Source organism: Fuscovulum blasticum DSM 2131, from assembly GCF_003034965.1.
Taxonomy (GTDB): Bacteria; Pseudomonadota; Alphaproteobacteria; order Rhodobacterales; family Rhodobacteraceae; genus Pseudogemmobacter; species Pseudogemmobacter blasticus.
Genome location: NZ_PZKE01000013.1, coordinates 47,255 through 62,535, shown reverse-complemented (window position 1 = coordinate 62,535; position 15,281 = coordinate 47,255). Strand labels below are relative to the sequence as shown.

The 15,281-nt window shown below is 66.8% G+C and carries 18 protein-coding genes; 9 read left to right on the top strand and 9 right to left on the bottom strand.

The genetic code is table 11. From position 1 onward, the window contains the following. Nucleotides 1–46 precede the first annotated feature (46 nt). Complete coding sequence (locus C5F44_RS13455) at nucleotides 47–478, bottom strand: MerR family transcriptional regulator (RefSeq protein ID WP_107674055.1); 432 nt, start codon at nucleotides 476–478, stop codon at nucleotides 47–49. A 73-nt stretch (nucleotides 479–551) separates the two neighbouring features. On the opposite strand from C5F44_RS13455, the gene C5F44_RS13450 reads away from it, so the two are divergent. Then, on the top strand, nucleotides 552–1,223 hold the full coding sequence (locus tag C5F44_RS13450; RefSeq protein ID WP_107674054.1) for a cation efflux transmembrane domain-containing protein: 672 nt from the start codon (nucleotides 552–554) through the stop codon (nucleotides 1,221–1,223). Nucleotides 1,224–1,232: 9 nt separating this feature from the next. Here the strand turns inward: C5F44_RS13450 and C5F44_RS13445 are convergent, their stop codons facing one another. Then, nucleotides 1,233–2,666, bottom strand: a complete 1,434-nt coding sequence (locus C5F44_RS13445) for a Glu/Leu/Phe/Val family dehydrogenase (RefSeq protein WP_412917549.1) — start codon at nucleotides 2,664–2,666, stop codon at nucleotides 1,233–1,235. A 388-nt stretch (nucleotides 2,667–3,054) separates the two neighbouring features. Between C5F44_RS13445 and C5F44_RS13440 the strand changes: the two genes are divergently transcribed. The 6 genes from C5F44_RS13440 to glpX all read left to right on the top strand — a co-directional run bounded on the left by C5F44_RS13440 (nucleotide 3,055) and on the right by glpX (nucleotide 8,789). Continuing rightward, nucleotides 3,055–4,824, top strand: a complete 1,770-nt coding sequence (locus tag C5F44_RS13440; RefSeq protein WP_181318268.1) for a pilus assembly protein TadG-related protein — start codon at nucleotides 3,055–3,057, stop codon at nucleotides 4,822–4,824. After that, the gene (locus tag C5F44_RS13435; RefSeq protein WP_107674052.1) at nucleotides 4,821–5,378 is read left to right on the top strand and encodes a TadE/TadG family type IV pilus assembly protein; all 558 of its coding nucleotides are present in this window, start codon (nucleotides 4,821–4,823) and stop codon (nucleotides 5,376–5,378) included. The genes C5F44_RS13440 and C5F44_RS13435 overlap by 4 nt, the downstream gene beginning before the upstream one ends. A gap of 12 nt (nucleotides 5,379–5,390) precedes the next feature. After that, the gene (locus C5F44_RS13430) at nucleotides 5,391–5,999 is read left to right on the top strand and encodes a TadE/TadG family type IV pilus assembly protein (protein WP_146161951.1); all 609 of its coding nucleotides are present in this window, start codon (nucleotides 5,391–5,393) and stop codon (nucleotides 5,997–5,999) included. Between the two features lie 50 nt (nucleotides 6,000–6,049). Beyond that, a complete protein-coding gene (locus tag C5F44_RS13425) occupies nucleotides 6,050–6,328 on the top strand; it encodes a hypothetical protein (protein ID WP_107674050.1) in 279 nt (92 codons plus the stop codon). Nucleotides 6,329–6,401: 73 nt separating this feature from the next. Further along, the gene (locus C5F44_RS13420; protein WP_107674049.1) at nucleotides 6,402–7,700 is read left to right on the top strand and encodes a homoserine dehydrogenase; all 1,299 of its coding nucleotides are present in this window, start codon (nucleotides 6,402–6,404) and stop codon (nucleotides 7,698–7,700) included. A 123-nt stretch (nucleotides 7,701–7,823) separates the two neighbouring features. Then, nucleotides 7,824–8,789 (top strand): class II fructose-bisphosphatase, encoded by a 966-nt coding sequence (glpX, locus tag C5F44_RS13415; protein ID WP_107674048.1) that lies wholly within the window; start codon nucleotides 7,824–7,826, stop codon nucleotides 8,787–8,789. A gap of 51 nt (nucleotides 8,790–8,840) precedes the next feature. Here glpX and C5F44_RS13410 read toward each other — a convergent pair whose 3' ends face one another. Both C5F44_RS13410 and hemF read right to left on the bottom strand, forming a co-directional pair. Beyond that, nucleotides 8,841–9,197, bottom strand: coding sequence for a hypothetical protein (locus C5F44_RS13410; RefSeq protein WP_107674047.1), 357 nt, complete (start codon nucleotides 9,195–9,197; stop codon nucleotides 8,841–8,843). 14 nt (nucleotides 9,198–9,211) lie between these two features. Further along, entirely contained in the window at nucleotides 9,212–10,075 is an 864-nt protein-coding gene (gene hemF / locus C5F44_RS13405; RefSeq protein ID WP_107674046.1) for an oxygen-dependent coproporphyrinogen oxidase, read from the bottom strand. A 136-nt stretch (nucleotides 10,076–10,211) separates the two neighbouring features. Between hemF and C5F44_RS13400 the strand changes: the two genes are divergently transcribed. Beyond that, on the top strand, nucleotides 10,212–10,613 hold the full coding sequence (locus C5F44_RS13400; protein ID WP_107674045.1) for a hypothetical protein: 402 nt from the start codon (nucleotides 10,212–10,214) through the stop codon (nucleotides 10,611–10,613). A gap of 3 nt (nucleotides 10,614–10,616) precedes the next feature. On the opposite strand, the gene C5F44_RS13395 is transcribed toward C5F44_RS13400, so the two are convergent. Genes C5F44_RS13395 through clpS form a run of 3 tightly spaced genes read right to left on the bottom strand, consistent with a single transcriptional unit; the run spans nucleotide 10,617 to nucleotide 12,807 of the window. Further along, a complete protein-coding gene (locus C5F44_RS13395) occupies nucleotides 10,617–11,444 on the bottom strand; it encodes an SDR family NAD(P)-dependent oxidoreductase (RefSeq protein WP_107674044.1) in 828 nt (275 codons plus the stop codon). Nucleotides 11,445–11,460: 16 nt separating this feature from the next. Then, nucleotides 11,461–12,447 carry a class I SAM-dependent methyltransferase gene (locus tag C5F44_RS13390; protein ID WP_107674043.1) on the bottom strand — a complete coding sequence of 329 codons (987 nt, stop codon included), beginning with the start codon at nucleotides 12,445–12,447 and terminating at the stop codon, nucleotides 11,461–11,463. Nucleotides 12,448–12,465: 18 nt separating this feature from the next. Next, complete coding sequence (gene clpS / locus C5F44_RS13385) at nucleotides 12,466–12,807, bottom strand: ATP-dependent Clp protease adapter ClpS (protein ID WP_107674042.1); 342 nt, start codon at nucleotides 12,805–12,807, stop codon at nucleotides 12,466–12,468. 137 nt (nucleotides 12,808–12,944) lie between these two features. Between clpS and C5F44_RS13380 the strand changes: the two genes are divergently transcribed. Next, the gene (locus tag C5F44_RS13380; protein WP_107674041.1) at nucleotides 12,945–13,640 is read left to right on the top strand and encodes an HAD family hydrolase; all 696 of its coding nucleotides are present in this window, start codon (nucleotides 12,945–12,947) and stop codon (nucleotides 13,638–13,640) included. Between the two features lie 8 nt (nucleotides 13,641–13,648). Here the strand turns inward: C5F44_RS13380 and C5F44_RS13375 are convergent, their stop codons facing one another. Both C5F44_RS13375 and C5F44_RS13370 read right to left on the bottom strand, forming a co-directional pair. Continuing rightward, nucleotides 13,649–14,683, bottom strand: a complete 1,035-nt coding sequence (locus C5F44_RS13375) for a GGDEF domain-containing protein (protein WP_146161950.1) — start codon at nucleotides 14,681–14,683, stop codon at nucleotides 13,649–13,651. After that, nucleotides 14,676–15,272 carry a heme NO-binding domain-containing protein gene (locus C5F44_RS13370; protein ID WP_107674039.1) on the bottom strand — a complete coding sequence of 199 codons (597 nt, stop codon included), beginning with the start codon at nucleotides 15,270–15,272 and terminating at the stop codon, nucleotides 14,676–14,678. Before C5F44_RS13370 ends, C5F44_RS13375 begins: the two co-directional genes overlap by 8 nt. Nucleotides 15,273–15,281 lie beyond the last annotated feature (9 nt).

Here is a 15,281-nt window from a genome sequence, read left to right as displayed (position 1 = left end):
CGGCATCACAAGGCTGTGTCCGGGTGACGCAGCCCCCGGCGGCGCGTCAGTCCAGTCGTGCATGGGGGCCGCCGCAATGGGCATGGTCGGCCAGGCTTTCGATCACGGCGCAGCGGGCCACCCGGTCATGCTGGCAGGCGGTGATCATCCGTTCCAGCTCGGACTCCAGCGCGCGCAGCGCGTCGATGCGGCGGCGCACATCGACCAGCCGGTCGCGCGCCAGCCGGTCGGCATTGTCACAGGGCGCGTCGGGGTGGCCGGCCAGATCCAGCAGATCGGCCAGCGCGGCCATGTCGAAGCCAAGGTCGCGTGCATGGCGGATGAAGCGCAGCCGCGCGATGTCATCCGCGCCGTAAAGGCGTTGCCCGCCATCGCTGCGGGGCGGGGCCGGCAACAGCCCGCGCCCTTCGTAGAAGCGGATGGTCGTGACCTTGACGCCGCTTTCGCGGGCCGCCTCGCCGATTGTCACCTCGCGCATCACTTTCCCCTTGCCTCTACAGTCGCTGTAGAGGTTACGCCCGACTCACCGGAAAGAAAACAGGAGATCGGGCATGTCTGCCGCGTGTGGCCATGAGGTGAATTTTGACGGGCAGTCAGCGGCCTACCGCCGCGCGCTCTGGGCGGTGATCGGGCTGAATGGGGCCATGTTCGGGGTGGAACTCTGGGCGGGGGCGCTGGCCGGGTCGCAGGCGCTGCGGGCCGATGCGCTGGACTTTCTGGCCGATGCCGCGACCTATGGCCTGTCGCTCTGGGTGATCGGGCGGCCGCTGGCCACCCGGGCGCGGGTGGCGATGGCCAAGGGGCTGTCGCTGCTGGCCATGGGGCTGTGGGTGTTCGGCTCTACCCTGTGGCTGTTCTTCGGCCCCGGCCTGCCGCGGGCCGAAGTCATGGGCGTGGTCGGGGCGCTGGCGCTGGCCGCCAACCTGTCCAGCGTGCTGATCCTGATGCGCTACCGCAACGGCGATGCCAATGTCCGGTCGGTCTGGCTGTGTTCGCGCAACGATGCCGTGGGCAATGTCGCGGTGATGGGCGCGGCGCTGCTGGTGGGGCTGACGGCAACGCCCTGGCCCGACCTTGTGGTCGCGGCGGCGATGTCGGGGCTGTTCCTGTCTTCCGCCGTGCAGATCCTGCGCCACGCGCTGGCCGAGATGCGCGCCGGATCGGCGGGCGATGCCCATGGCCACGCCCGTTCCTGCGGGCACGACCATGGACATTCCCATTAGGGCGCGGGCTTACAGGCCCTTCGAGCGGTAGGTCTTGGCCACCCGGTCGATGGCCACGATATAGGCGGCCACGCGCAGATCCTCGACATCCGCACGCGAATGCCAGATCTCGCGCATCGCCTGATAGGCGGTGCGCATCGTGTCATCCAGGCCCGAACGCACCAGCGCCAGTTCGTCCGATCCGGTCAGGAACTTTTGCTTGAAGTCCGGGCCCAGCGTCCAGCCCAGGCCCTTGTCGGCCGACAGCCGCTCCAGCTCCTCGACCAGCAGCCGCGACCGCGATTCCTCGGCCCGCCGCTGCATCCGGCCAAAGCGGATGTGGCTCAGGTTCTTGACCCATTCGAAGTACGAAACCGTCACCCCGCCCGCGTTGGCATAGAGGTCGGGAATGATGATCGTGCCCTTCTTGCGCAGGATTTCATCGGCGCCATAGGTGATGGGGCCGTTCGCGGCCTCGATGATCAGCGGCGCCTTGATGCGCGCGGCATTGTCCAGATGGATCACGCCTTCCATGGCCGCCGGGATCAGCAGGTCGCAGTCCTGTTCCAGAACCGCCGCACCATCGGCCACATGCGTGGCACCGGCAAAGCCCTTCAGCCCGCCCGTGGCCGCCATATGCGCCTTGACCGCCTCGATCTCCAGCCCGGCGTCGTTCAGCAGCGCGCCGTCGCGTTCGATGATGGCAATGATCTTGCAGCCGTCTTCCTCGCTCAGGAACTTGGCCGCGTGATAGCCCACGTTGCCCAGGCCCTGCACGATCACGCGCTTGCCTTCCAGACCGCCCGACAGGCCGGCCTTGGCCACGTCCTCGGGGTGGCGGAAGAATTCGCGCAGCGCGAACTGCACGCCGCGGCCCGTCGCCTCGACCCGGCCCTGAATCCCGCCGGCATGGGGCGGCTTGCCGGTGACGCAGGCCTTGGCGTTGATGTCGGTGGTGTTCATCCGCGCATACTGGTCGGCGATCCAGGCCATCTCGCGCTCGCCCGTGCCCATGTCGGGCGCCGGCACGTTCTGCGCCGGATGGATCAGGTCGCGCTTGATCAGCTCATAGGCAAAGCGCCGGGTGATCTGTTCCAGCTCATGCTCTTCCCAGGCGCGCGGGTCTATGCACAGCCCGCCCTTCGAACCGCCGAACGGCGTTTCCACCAGCGCGCATTTGTAGGTCATCAGCGCCGCCAGCGCCTCCACCTCGTCCTGGTTGACCGAGGTGGCGAAGCGGATGCCGCCCTTGACCGGCTCCATATGCTCGGAATGGACCGAGCGATAGCCGACGAAGGTTTCGATCTTGCCGCGCAGGCGCACACCGAAACGGACGGTGTAGGTCGAATTGCAGACCCGGATCTTCTGTTCCAGACCAGGGCTCAGGTCCATCAGGCGCACCGCGCGATTGAACATCAGATCGACCGAGTCGCGGAAGCCCGGCTCGTGGGTGGCCACTGTCATAACTACTATCCTCCCTGTGCCGGCACATTCCGGGCCCCTCGCCCGCCGACCGCTGCATCATAGCCAAGCGAAACCTGTCGCGCATCTGTCGAAATGCCTGACGGCAACCCTCTGCGTCGTCATTGTGAAGTCTGTTCCGGCACTCCGATTCGCCACCGGCGAGCGCCATGCTGCGCGCCGGACGCACAGACACAATCGGGGGTTGAGGGCGCCGGTTGCCAGCCCGGCATCAATCCCGAAAACCCGTACAAATCGTTTCCTCAACCCACAATTGTCGGCTCTCAGACCCGGACTCGCCACAATTTGGCCGATGACTCCCTCTAATCCGGTAGAATACTCACGTCCCTGTTCCATTCGGACATGAATTTGACCTGACAGGATGCCCGGCATGAAGAACCTTCTGCGGATTGCATTGCACGGACTGGGCCGCCGCTCTGCCCGATTTGCCCGCGACACATCAGGGGTGATGGCCGTCCATATCCTGATCTTCTTCTTCCTGATGATCCTGATCGGCGGCATCGCGGTTGACATGATGCGCTTCGAAACCAAGCGCGTCTCGGTGCAGAACACCATGGACCGCGCCACCCTTGCCGCGGCCAGCCTGAAACAGACGCTGAACCCGACCGCGGTCGTTGAGGACTGGTTCAAGAAATCCGGCCTCGACGAGGAGCTTGACACCGTCGATGTCCAGCAGGCGATGAACTCGCGCACCGTCACCGCCAAGGCAACGGTGAATTCGCCCAACCACTTCATGTCGATGATGGACGTGCCCTATCTGGAGGCGCTGAACGTCAGCCAGGCCGAACAGCGGGTCACCAATGTGGAAATCGCGCTGGTTCTCGACGTTTCCGGGTCAATGTACAACACGATCAGCCGCATCAACAACCTCAAGTCGGCGGCAAAGGATTTCGTCGATACGGTCCTTGAGAACGATACCGAGAACAAGATCTCGATCACCATCGTGCCCTATAACGGCCAGGTGAACCTTGGGCCGACGCTGATCTCGAAATTCAACGTGAACGGCGGGCACACATTCCCGACCAGCCAGCCGAACGGGGCGACCGGGAAATCATATTGCCTGAACCTGCCCACCAATACCTACGGCACCACCACGATTTCGCGCACGACGCCGATCAAGCAATCGCCCTTCGGTCAGGCCTGGGCCACGAACATGTCAACCCCGACCAGCTATGTCGCGATCGTGGAGCCCCAGTGGGACACCACGCGGAAGCTGTATACGAACCTCTGGTGCAGCCCGGTCGCCGGAAACTATGTGCGGATGCACAACAACAACAAGACAACCCTGAAGGCACAGATCGACGGGCTTGTTCCGGTTGGCGCAACCTCCATCGACCTTGGCATGAAATGGGGCACCTATCTGCTTGACCCCACCTCGCGCGGCATCACGGAATCGATGGTCACCTCGGGCGACATTCCGGCCTATTTCAGCACCCGCCCGGCCGACTATGGCGACAAGGAAACGCTCAAGGTCATCGTGCTGATGACAGACGGCGCCAACTTCGACCAGGAGCGGTTCTCGGACACCTATCTCGGCACCACGAAATCGGACATCTGGCGCGCGAACGACAAATACATGTCGATCTTCGTGGCCAGCAAGGTCGATTCCTCGACCACCACCAAGCTGTGCAACAGCCGCCCCTTCTATGTTCCGCACCTTGGCGCCTGGCATTCCCGGCCCTGGAACGGCACCGCCCCCTCGGGCTCGGCCTGCTATTCCACCACGGCGACCTATACGAACACCACCCGGCTTTCCTGGAACGAGGTCTGGTCCTACGCCCATACCGACTGGGTGGCCTGGCAGCTTTACGCCCGCGCCCTGTGCACGACCACAAGCTGCATGAACACCACCTATGCCGAATGGAAGAACAAGTTCCGCAGCTATCTTGACTGGACCAACACCCACGACAACACGCCCACCATGGACGCCAACCTGAACGACATCTGCGCCCAGGCCAAAAGCAAGGGTATGCTGGTTTACGGCATCGCGTTCGAGACCGACAACCGCGGCGCGAATGCGATCCGCAACTGCGCCTCAAGCCCGTCCTCGACCTATTTCTTCGATGTGAACGGCCTTGAAATCAAGACGGCCTTCGCGCTCATCGCCTCGAACCTCAGCCAGTTGAGGCTGACGCAATGACACGCCCCCTGCTGTCGCGCATGGCCCGGCGCCTGCGCCGTCTGTGGCGGCGCGAAGACGGAACCGCCACGATCGAATTCGTGATGTTCGTGCCGGTCGTGGTGGGCATCTTCATGGCCTCGGTCGAGGCGGGCTATTACACGCTGCGCTATGTCTCGATGGACCGCGGCCTTGATCTGGTGATGCGCGACTTCCGCCTTGGAAACATTGCCGAAATCAACCATGACAAGCTGCGCGACCTGATCTGCGACGCGACCCCGATCCTGGGCGACTGCAAAAGCAAGCTGAAGGTCTGGATCGCGCCGGTCAACACCTCGACCTGGGTCATCCCGGGCGACAATGCCTATTGCGGCGATGGCAATGGCAAGCTGGTCAGCCTGGAATCCGGCAAGGTCTCGGCCGGCAGCGCCAACCAGATCATGGTCGTGCGGATCTGCACCACGGCGAAGCCGATCTTCCCGACCACCGGCCTTGGCCTGGGGCTTCGGGCCGACTCGCTCACCGGCGATTATCAGATCATGACCTCGACCCTGGTCGTGACCGAACCGTACTGAGGAGCAAGCGGTATGCGTTCCCTCGTCTCACGCATCCGGCAGTTCTCGCGCCGCGAGGACGGTCTGGTCATGACAGAGTTCCTTATCCTTCTGCCCCTGCTGATCTGGGCCTTCCTGGCGCTGTTCGTCTATTGGGAAAGTTTCCGCGCGATCAACATGGCGCAGAAGGCGAATTACGCCGTCTCGGACCTGATCTCGCGGCAAAGCGACATCGACATGAACTTCGTGAACGGTATGCAGAAGTCGATGGAATACCTGACCGGCGGCGCCCCGGTGCGGATGCGCATCACCTCGTTCCAATGGGATGCCACCAAGAAGGAATATTACGTCCTCTTCTCGAAATCGCCCAACAACGCCGTGCCACCGCTGACCAAGACGGAGCTGGCGGCCATGGCCACCGAACGGATTCCCGTGATGGCCGATCGCGATTCCGCGGTGCTGGTCGAAACCGAGGTGGGCTTCACCCCCACTTTCTTCGTCCTGTCGAACCCGGCCAGGGAACTGGGCCTGTTCGGGCTGGGAACCGGCTCAAGCTATACGTTCGACAATTTTGTCATCACCCGCCCGCGCTATGCGCGCCGGGTCTGCCTGATCGAACAGCCCTGCCCGGCCACGCTCTGACCCAGGAGACAGCCCTTCCGCCCGCGGCGCGGCGCGGCTAGGATGCCGGCATGACCGATCACGCCCCCCTTCGCAAACTGCCCGGGTCCGCCCGCCTTGCCGCGGTTGTGGCGCTTGGCCTGGTCACGGGCTGCACGCAGTTTCCCGAAGTTGCCGCCATGCCGGCCGATCCCACCCCCGAAAAGCCGGTGCTGCTGCCGCTGGACGATCTGATCGCACAGGACCGCGCCCCCGCCGCTGCCGAACCTGCGTCCGAGGGCCTTGTCTCGCAGGCCGCCCTTCTGCGCGCCCGCGCCGCCCGCCTGCGTGCCGAAGCCGCGCAACCCTAACCCTGCGTTGCGCCCGTTGCGGCGAACAGCTAACAGGCTGGGTCAGGGAACCCAGGAACCGAAAGGCCCGTCCATGTCCGCCGCTCCGCTTCGTCTTGGTCTCGCCGGTCTCGGCACGGTCGGAATCGGCGTCGTCAAGATCGTCCAGCGCGAAGCCGCGCTGATCGCCGCCCGCAGCGGCCGGCCTGTCACCATCACCGCCGTCTCGGCCCGCGACCGCACGAAGAACCGCGATGCCGATCTGTCGGGATATGCCTGGGAAACCGATCCCGTCGCCCTGGCCACCCGCCCCGATGTCGATGTCTTCGTCGAGGTGATGGGCGGCCACGAAGGCCCCGCCCGCGCCGCGACCGAGGCCGCCATTGCCGCCGGCAAGGATGTGGTCACCGCCAACAAGGCCCTGCTGGCCCACCACGGCCAGGCCCTTGCCCTTGCCGCCGAAGCCGCCGGCCGCACCATCCGTTTCGAAGCCGCCGTCGCCGGCGGCATCCCCGTCATCAAGGCGCTGACCGAAGGTCTGGCCGGCAACCGCATCCGCCGCGTCATGGGCGTGATGAACGGCACCTGCAACTATATCCTCACCCGGATGCAGGCCGCCGGCCTGCCCTATGAGACCGTCTTCGAAGAGGCCCGCCAGCTTGGCTATCTGGAAGCCGACCCCAACCTTGACGTGGGGGGGATCGACGCCGGTCACAAACTGTCGCTTCTGGCGGCCATCGCCTTCGGCACCCGCGTCAGCTTTGATGCGGTGGAACTGGAAGGCATCGGCAATGTCTCGATCGACGACATCCGCCTCGCCGATGAAATGGGCTACCGCATCAAGCTGCTGGGTGTCGCGCAACTGACGGGCCGTGGCCTGGAACAGCGCATGACCCCCTGCCTTGTGCCCGCGGCCAGCCCGCTGGGCCAGTTGCAGGGCGGCACCAACATGGTGGTGCTGGAAGGCGACAGCGTCGGCCAGATCGTGCTGCGCGGCCCCGGGGCCGGCGAAGGCCCCACCGCCAGCGCCGTCATGGCCGATGTGATCGACCTTGCCCGCGGCTTCCGCGTGCCCACCTTCGGCCTTCCCGCCGCCGATCTGGCCGCCCCCGTGCCCGCCCGCGCCGCCACGCCCGCGCCCTATTACCTGCGCATGACGCTGCTCGACAAACCCGGCGCGCTGGCCAAGATCGCCACCTGCCTGGGCGATTCCGGCATCTCCATCGACCAGATGCGCCAGATCAACCAGCCCGGCGACGCCGACAATGACGCCATCGTCCTGATCGTCACCCACAAGGCCAGCCCCGCCGACATCGGCCATGCCCTGACCCAGTTCGACCGCACCGGCGTTCTGGTGGACCGGCCCATCGCCATCCGCATCGAAGAGGTCTGACCGCCGGGGCCCCGGCCCCGGACCGCCGGAAAAACCCTGGGCCCCGTTAGCGTCACCATCCTTGCCGCGCCCCTTGGCCCCGGCTAGAGCGGTCGCAACCAAGCCTCAGGGACGGAGACCCCCATGTCCGACGCCAGTATCTTCCAGGATCGCCTGCTTTCGCTGGGCCTTGCCCGTGTGTCCGAAGCGGCCGCGCTGGCCAGCGCCCGGCTGATTGGCCGGGGCGATGAAAAGGCCGCCGATCAGGCCGCCGTCAACGCCATGCGCGACCAGTTGAACGAACTGGACATCGCCGGTGTAGTCGTCATCGGCGAAGGCGAGCGGGACGAGGCGCCGATGCTGTTCATCGGCGAAGAGGTGGGCACCGGCCACGGCCCCGCCGTGGACATCGCGCTGGACCCGCTGGAAGGCACCACGCTGACCGCCAAGGACATGCCCAATGCGCTGACCGTCATCGCCATGGCGCCGCGCGGCACGCTGCTGCACGCCCCCGATGTGTACATGGAAAAGCTGGCCATCGGCCCGGGCTACAAGACCGGCGTCGTCACCATGACCATGACCCCGTCCGAGCGCGTCTCGGCGCTGGCCGCCGCCAAGGGCGTTTCCACCGAGAACATCACCGTCTGCGTGCTGGAACGCCCGCGCCATGAAGACCTGATCCGGGAAATCCGCTCGACCGGCGCCTCGATCCGCCTGATCACCGACGGGGACGTGGCCGGCGTCATGCACTGCGCCGAACCCGAAGTCACCGGCATCGACATGTACATGGGCTCGGGCGGGGCGCCCGAAGGCGTGCTGGCCGCCGCCGCGCTGAAATGCATGGGCGGGCAGTTCTTCGGCAAGCTGCTGTTCCGCAACGATGACGAACGCGCCCGCGCCAAGAAGGCCGGCATCACCAACTTCGACCGCGTCTATACCCGCGACGATCTGGTCCGCGCCGACGTGATCTTCGCCGCCACCGGCGTCACCAACGGCTCGCTTCTGGCCGGCATCAAGCGCGAACCCGGCTGGATCACCACCGAAACCCTGCTGATGCGCTCGAAAACCGGCTCGGTCCGCCGGATGACCTACCGCAGCCCGATGAAGTAAGCCCCGGCACCGCGTTCCGGGCGCCTGCAAGCCAGGCGCCCGGAATGCAGCTCAGTCCTCGGCCCAGACGCCGGCCAGCATGTCGCGCAGCGCGGCCAGGGCGGGGGCGGCATCCTCGCAGTCGGGGCCGATCCGCACCGCGATTTGCCCGGCATAGCCCAGCGCCGGCACGCAGGCCTTGCGGATGGTCAGCCGCAGGCCCTGCGGCCCCGCCTCGATCCGCTCCACCGCGTCTTCGGCGCCGAAATCCTCATCCGTCACTTCCATCCAGACCGGGCCACCGGCCAGCGGCTGACGGAACAGCAGATAGGGCTCGTCGTCATCCTCGCCCTCGGCAAAGCCGATGAACAGCAGCCCCTCGTCTTCCACAACCGAGGCATAGGCGGCGCGGATGGTGATATCGGCCATGTCGGGCCCTCCGGTTACGGCCATTTCGCCACCGGCGGCAGGCTCATCAGCACGGCACTTGCATCATGGCCGGTTTCCAGCCCGAACTTGGTGCCACGGTCATAGACAAGGTTGTATTCGGCATAAAGCCCGCGATGCACAAGCTGCGCCTCGCGGTCGGAGTCTGACCAGACCGTGCCCAGCCGCCGCTCGGTCACCGGCAGGAAGGCGGGCAGGAAGGCGCTGCCGACAGCCTGGGTAAAGGCGAAATCCGCCTCCCAGTCGCCGGTGTTCAGATCGTCATAGAAGATGCCGCCCACGCCGCGCGCCCGGCCCCGGTGCGGCACGAAGAAGTATTCATCGGCCCAGGCCTTGAACCGGCTGTAGTAGTCGGGGGAATGGGCGTCGCAGGCCGCCTGCAACTGCGCGTGGAAATGCGCCGTATCCTCGGGGTATTCCAGACAGGGGTTCAGGTCGGCCCCGCCGCCGAACCACCAGGCGCCCGGCGTCCAGAACATCCGCGTGTTCATATGCACCGCCGGGGTGTGCGGGTTCACCATATGCGCCACCAGCGAAATGCCGCTGGCCCAGAAGCGCGGATCGTCGGCCATGCCCGGCACGCCGCGCGCCGCCATCGCCTTCTGCGCCCGCTCGCCCAGCGTGCCATGCACGGCAGACCAGTTCACGCCCACCTTCTCAAACACCCGCCCCCCGCGCATGACCGACATGATGCCACCGCCACCATCGGCGCGGCTGGTCGGCGTCACCTCGAACCGGCCGGGGGCGCCGGGGCCATCGAAGCGGGTTTCCAGATCCTCGAAGGCGGCGGTGATGCGGTCGCGCAGGCTGCGGAACCAGGCCGACGCGCGGTCCTTGCGGTCTGTGAAATCCTCGGTCATCGGCGCTCCCCTCCTGCGTGCGCCCCTGCCTAGCAAACCGGGCAGCCGCTTCCAACCAGTTTGGCATATCGCGAGCAGAGGTTTAGTCTCGGCCCAGACCCGGACACGTCCCGAGTCGCATCAACCCGAGTGCGCCATGAAACGTCTTGCCCTTCCCCTGCTGGCCCTTCTGGCCGCCTGCGGCACCCCGCAGGAACAATGTATCAATCGTGTGACCCGTGACCTGCGCACCGTCGACAGGCTGATTGCCCAATCCGAAGGCAACCTGAAGCGCGGCTATGCGATCGAGGAATACACGGTCCGCTACCCGACCTTCCGGCCCTGCCTGCGGCCCGGCCGCCCCACGGCCGAAAACCCGTCGCCCGCGCCGGTCACCGGCACCTGCCGCGACTGGGATGTCGAAACCCACACCCGGCCCAAGGCGATTGACCTTGCGAACGAGGCGCGGCTGCTGGAACAGCTCAAGGCCAAGCGCAAGCAACTGATGCGCGCGGCCGAACCCGGCATCGCGCAATGCCGCGCGGTCTATCCCGAGTAACGCTCAGAAGACGGGTGCGGCGACCACATCCAGCAGGCCGCGCCCGCCATCCACCGGGATCACCTGCCCGGTGACAAATGACGACGCATCGGATGCCAGATATTGCACCGTCTCCGCCAGCTCGTCCGGCCCGGCGATCCGGCCCAGCGGGGTGCCGGCGGTGATGCGGCCGCGCAGTTCCGGTTCTTCCTTCAGCACGGCCTGCAGGCTGGCGCTCATCATGCTGCCGAAGGACACCGCGTTGACGCGAATCCCCTGCGGCGCCAGCACCACGGCCATGGTGCGCGTCATCTGTTCAATGGCGGCGGCGGCCATGGAATAGGCCAGCAGCCGCGGCTGCACCCGGCTGGACGCAATCGACGACAGGTTGATGATCGACCCGATGACCGCGCCCCGCTCGGTGCCGCCGCCGGCGGTGCCGTTGCGCTCGGCGGTCTGGATCATGCGCTTGGCCGTCATCTGCGTCATGCGCAGCGCGGTCATCACATTCTGCTGCCACATCGCCTCGACCCCGTCTTCCTCGGGGTTCATCGCATCGGCCCGCAGCGCGCGGCGGCTGGCGTTGACCAGAATGTCCACCTTGTCAAAGGCTTCATGCGTAGCCGACAGCAGGTTGACGATGGTCAGCTTCTGCGTCAGGTCGCCCGCGAACATCCGCACCGTCCCCTCGGCGCGGGCCTCGTCGCCCACCTCGGCCTCCAGTCGCGCCTCGTCGATATCGGCGAACATCACATTGGCGCCCTTGTCCACCAGATGCCGGGCGATGGCCAGACCAAGGCCATTGGCGGCCCCGGTCACGATGGCAGTCTTGCCAGAGACGGAAAAGCTCATGGAAACCTCGGGGTTGTCAGCGCGTCGCGCGGCGGGGTTTCGCCGCACGGATCAGGCGGAAGGCGGCATCGCCGCCAATGTCCTCAACCGTCAGGAAGTGCTCTGTCAGCGCGGCATCATAGGGCAGATGCCGGTTTGCAACCAGCCAGAGCACGCCATCGGGCGCCAGCATCCGCCGGGCCGCGGCGATGAAGGCCGCGCCAAGGCCGGGATCGGCGGCGCGGGTGGTGTGGAACGGCGGGTTCATCACCACCGTCTCGACCAGCGACGCAGGCCGGAACCCGGTGGCATCGGCCCAGTGGAACTGCGCGCGGGGATCGGTGATGTTGTCGCGCGCACAGGCCAGCGCATCCGCCTCGGCCTCGACCAGATCCAGCCGCTTCACGCACTCGCGCGCCAGAACGGCGGCGGACAGATAGCCCCAACCCGCCCCCAGATCCACCACCTTGGGCCCCAGCTTCGCCGGCAGCGCCGCCGCCAGCAGGGCCGAACCGCGATCGGCCCCGTCGGCGGAAAACACGCCGGGCCGGGTGACGAAGCCCCCCTCCACCGGACGCGGCCGCGCGGCCCAATCCTCAAGCCCCGGGCCGGCGGGAAACACCGCCAGCTTGCCATGCGCCTTGGACAGCGTTTCACCCAGCGCAACCCGGGCGCGCAGATCCTTCAGCGTCGGGTCGATGCCATCGGTCTTCTGCCCGTCCACCACCACCGGGCCGCCGGGCACCACCGCGGCCGCCGCCTCGGCCAGCAGGGCGCGGGCATGGTCGCGCGCACGCGGCAGGCAGACCAGCGCCGCCGCATAGGGCGGCGCGGGGTCCACCGCATAGCCGGCGGCGCGGAAGGCATCATGATCGGGGCGAAAGCCCGTCAGCACCACCACCCGCTCGCGCGGCAGCGCCGACAGGTCGTCGCCCGCCTGCGGACGATAGACCGCGATCCGCCCCTCGGGCGGCAGAACAAGGGCGCCTTCGGCCAGCGCCATTTCAAGCCGGGAAGATTGCATGGGCAGGCGCGCGGCGCCCTATTCCTTTTCCATGGTGCATTGCAGCGGGTGCTGGTGACGGCGTGAAAAGTCCATCACCTGCGCCACCTTGGTTTCCGCCACTTCAAAGCTGAACACCCCCACCACGGCCAGCCCCTTCTTGTGAACGGCCAGCATGATGTCGAACGCCTGCGCGTGGCTCATGCCGAAAAACCGCTCCAGCACATGAACCACGAATTCCATCGGCGTGTAATCGTCGTTCAGGATCAGCACCTTGTACATCGGCGGGCGCTGGGTCCGCGTCTTGGGCTTGGTCAGGATCGACGTGTCATCGCGCGGTCCATCCGTCTTGTCGGACAGGGTCAGGGGGCGATGCGACACGGGGGGCTGCTCCGATTTTCAGGATTCGGCAGGGTGGGTGATGACGGAAATATAACCGATTTTGCCGCAACGAAAAGGGGGGCGGCATTGCGCGCCTCGCCGCGGCGTTGCAAAACCCGCCGGCAAGGGGGGCGCAGATGATCACCACCATCGGATTCGATGCCGACGACACGCTTTGGCAGAACGAGGCCTACTTCCGCCTGACGCAGGATCGCTTCGCCGACCTGCTGGCCCCCTATGCCGCGCCCGACCATCTGCATGACCGGCTGCTGGCCGCCGAACGGCGCAACATCGGCGCCTATGGCTTCGGGGTTAAGGGTTTCACCCTGTCGATGATCGAAACCGCCATCGAGGTGACCGAAGGCCGCGTGCCCGCCAGCGTGATCTCGGAACTGCTGGGCACCGGGCGGGCCATGCTGGACCATCCCGTCGAACTGCTGCCGGGCGCGGGGGAAACCGTGGCCGCGCTGGCCGGCGATTTCCGCATCCTCTTGATCACCAAGGGCGATCTGCTGCATCAGGAACGCAAGCTGGCGCAATCGGGCTTGGGCGACCTGTTCGATGCGGTCGAAATCGTGTCGGACAAGACGCCCGACATCTATGCCCGGATCTTTGCCCGTCACGGCACCGGCGCCGGTCAGGCGCTGATGGTGGGCAATTCGTTGAAATCCGATGTGCTGCCGCCCCTCGCCGCCGGGGCCTACGGGGTTTATGTGCCCCATGGCCTGACCTGGGCGCTTGAGGCCGCGGAAGAGCCGGTCGGTAACCCGCGCTATGCCCGGCTGGACAGCCTGACCGGCCTGCCCGCCCATCTGCGGGCGCTGGCCGGCTGACGCGGCGGTCAGGGCACCACCTCCGCCTGCCGCCCGGGCCGCGCCTGCCCCTGCTGCACCTGGCTGCGCCCCGCCTTCTTGGCCGCATAAAGCGCGGCATCCGACGCCTTCAGCACCGTCGCCGGGTCGGACCCCGCCCCTTCGGGAACCACCACATAGCCGATGCTGCCCGCAATCCTGCAGCTTTCATCCTGAACGGCGATCGGCCGGCGCAGCTCCTCGATGATGCGGGTGGCGATGCGGGCCACCCGCAGCTCGTCCACCAGACCGGGCAGGATCAGCACGAATTCATCGCCCCCCACCCGCGCCAGCGAATCCATCGACCGGCATTGCCGACGCAGGATGCCGGCCACCACGCCCAGCACATGGTCGCCCGCGGCATGGCCCAGCCGGTCATTCACCTGCTTGAAATAGTCCAGGTCCAGATGCAGCAGCGCAAAGCCGATGCCTTCGCGGCACAGCCGCGCCAGCAGGCTGTCGCTGGCCCGGCGGTTGCGAAGCCCGGTCAGCGGGTCGGTCAGCGCCTCTTCCTCGGCCTGCAACCGCGCGCCGTCCAGCCGCCCGCTCAGCCCGCGCATTTCCGCCAGCACGGCGGCATTGGCTTCGGCCAGATACAGCACCTCCATCGTCATGTCGGTGGGGGCGAAATCGGCCTCGCTCAGTTGCAGCAGCCCCACCGCACGCGGGCAGTCGATGCCGAAGGACAGATCGACCAGATAGCCGCCGCCAGCCCCCCCAAGCGGCACCGCCAACCCGCGCAGCCGCAAGGCCGGGGCCGTGCCGCGCGGCAGAAGGTTCAGCTTGTGGCCCACCCGCGCGGCAAATCCCGCCATGTCGACAATCCGCGCCGGGGCGCGCATCTCGAACAGCGTCAGGATCGACCGGCCCACCAGCCTTTGCCCGGCGAACAGCCGCTGCAGCGTCGGCCCGGCCGCCCGCACCCGCCCCTGCGCGGAAATCACCACATGCAGCGGCATCAGCCGGTTCAGCGCGGCCTGCGGCAGACAGATCCCTTCGCGCCGCGTCCCCGCGCCCTCAGCCATGCGCCGCATCCCTGGGGGCCAGCCGGAAACTGCGGCCGGCGGCGAATTCGGGTTCATGCAGCCGGATCGACAGCGCCACCCCCGGATCGGGCAGCGGTTCGGGTTCGATCACCACCAGCGCCCCGTAATCATCGGCCATGGCCCGCAGGATGCCGGTCAGCACATGGCCCAGCGCCGGCAGCGCCAGCGGGCAGGACAGCACATATTGGCTGGGCCCCGTCTCCTCCAGCATCACCGGCGGCAGCGCCGCCTCGGGCAGGGCCAGCCGGGCGCGGTCGGGCAGTTCTTCCAGTGACAGCAGGAAATCCCCATAGGTCGCGCCGCCAAAGCGCAACAGCCGCCGCGGCGCGGGATAGGCCGGATTGGTGACGATATGGGTTCCCAGATCCTCCAGCACGGTCTCGACCGGCCGCTCCAGAATCTCGGCCGCGGTGGCCAGCACCCGGTCGAACAGGGGCCGGTCATAGGGCAGCAGCGGTTCGAACCCTTCGCCCATGAAGCCGACCTGCGTCAGCACCTGCCCCCAGGGCCGTGGCCCGAAGGTGGTGCAGACATAGCTTTGAAAGGCGCGCAACAGCAGTCCGAACATCCCGCAGCC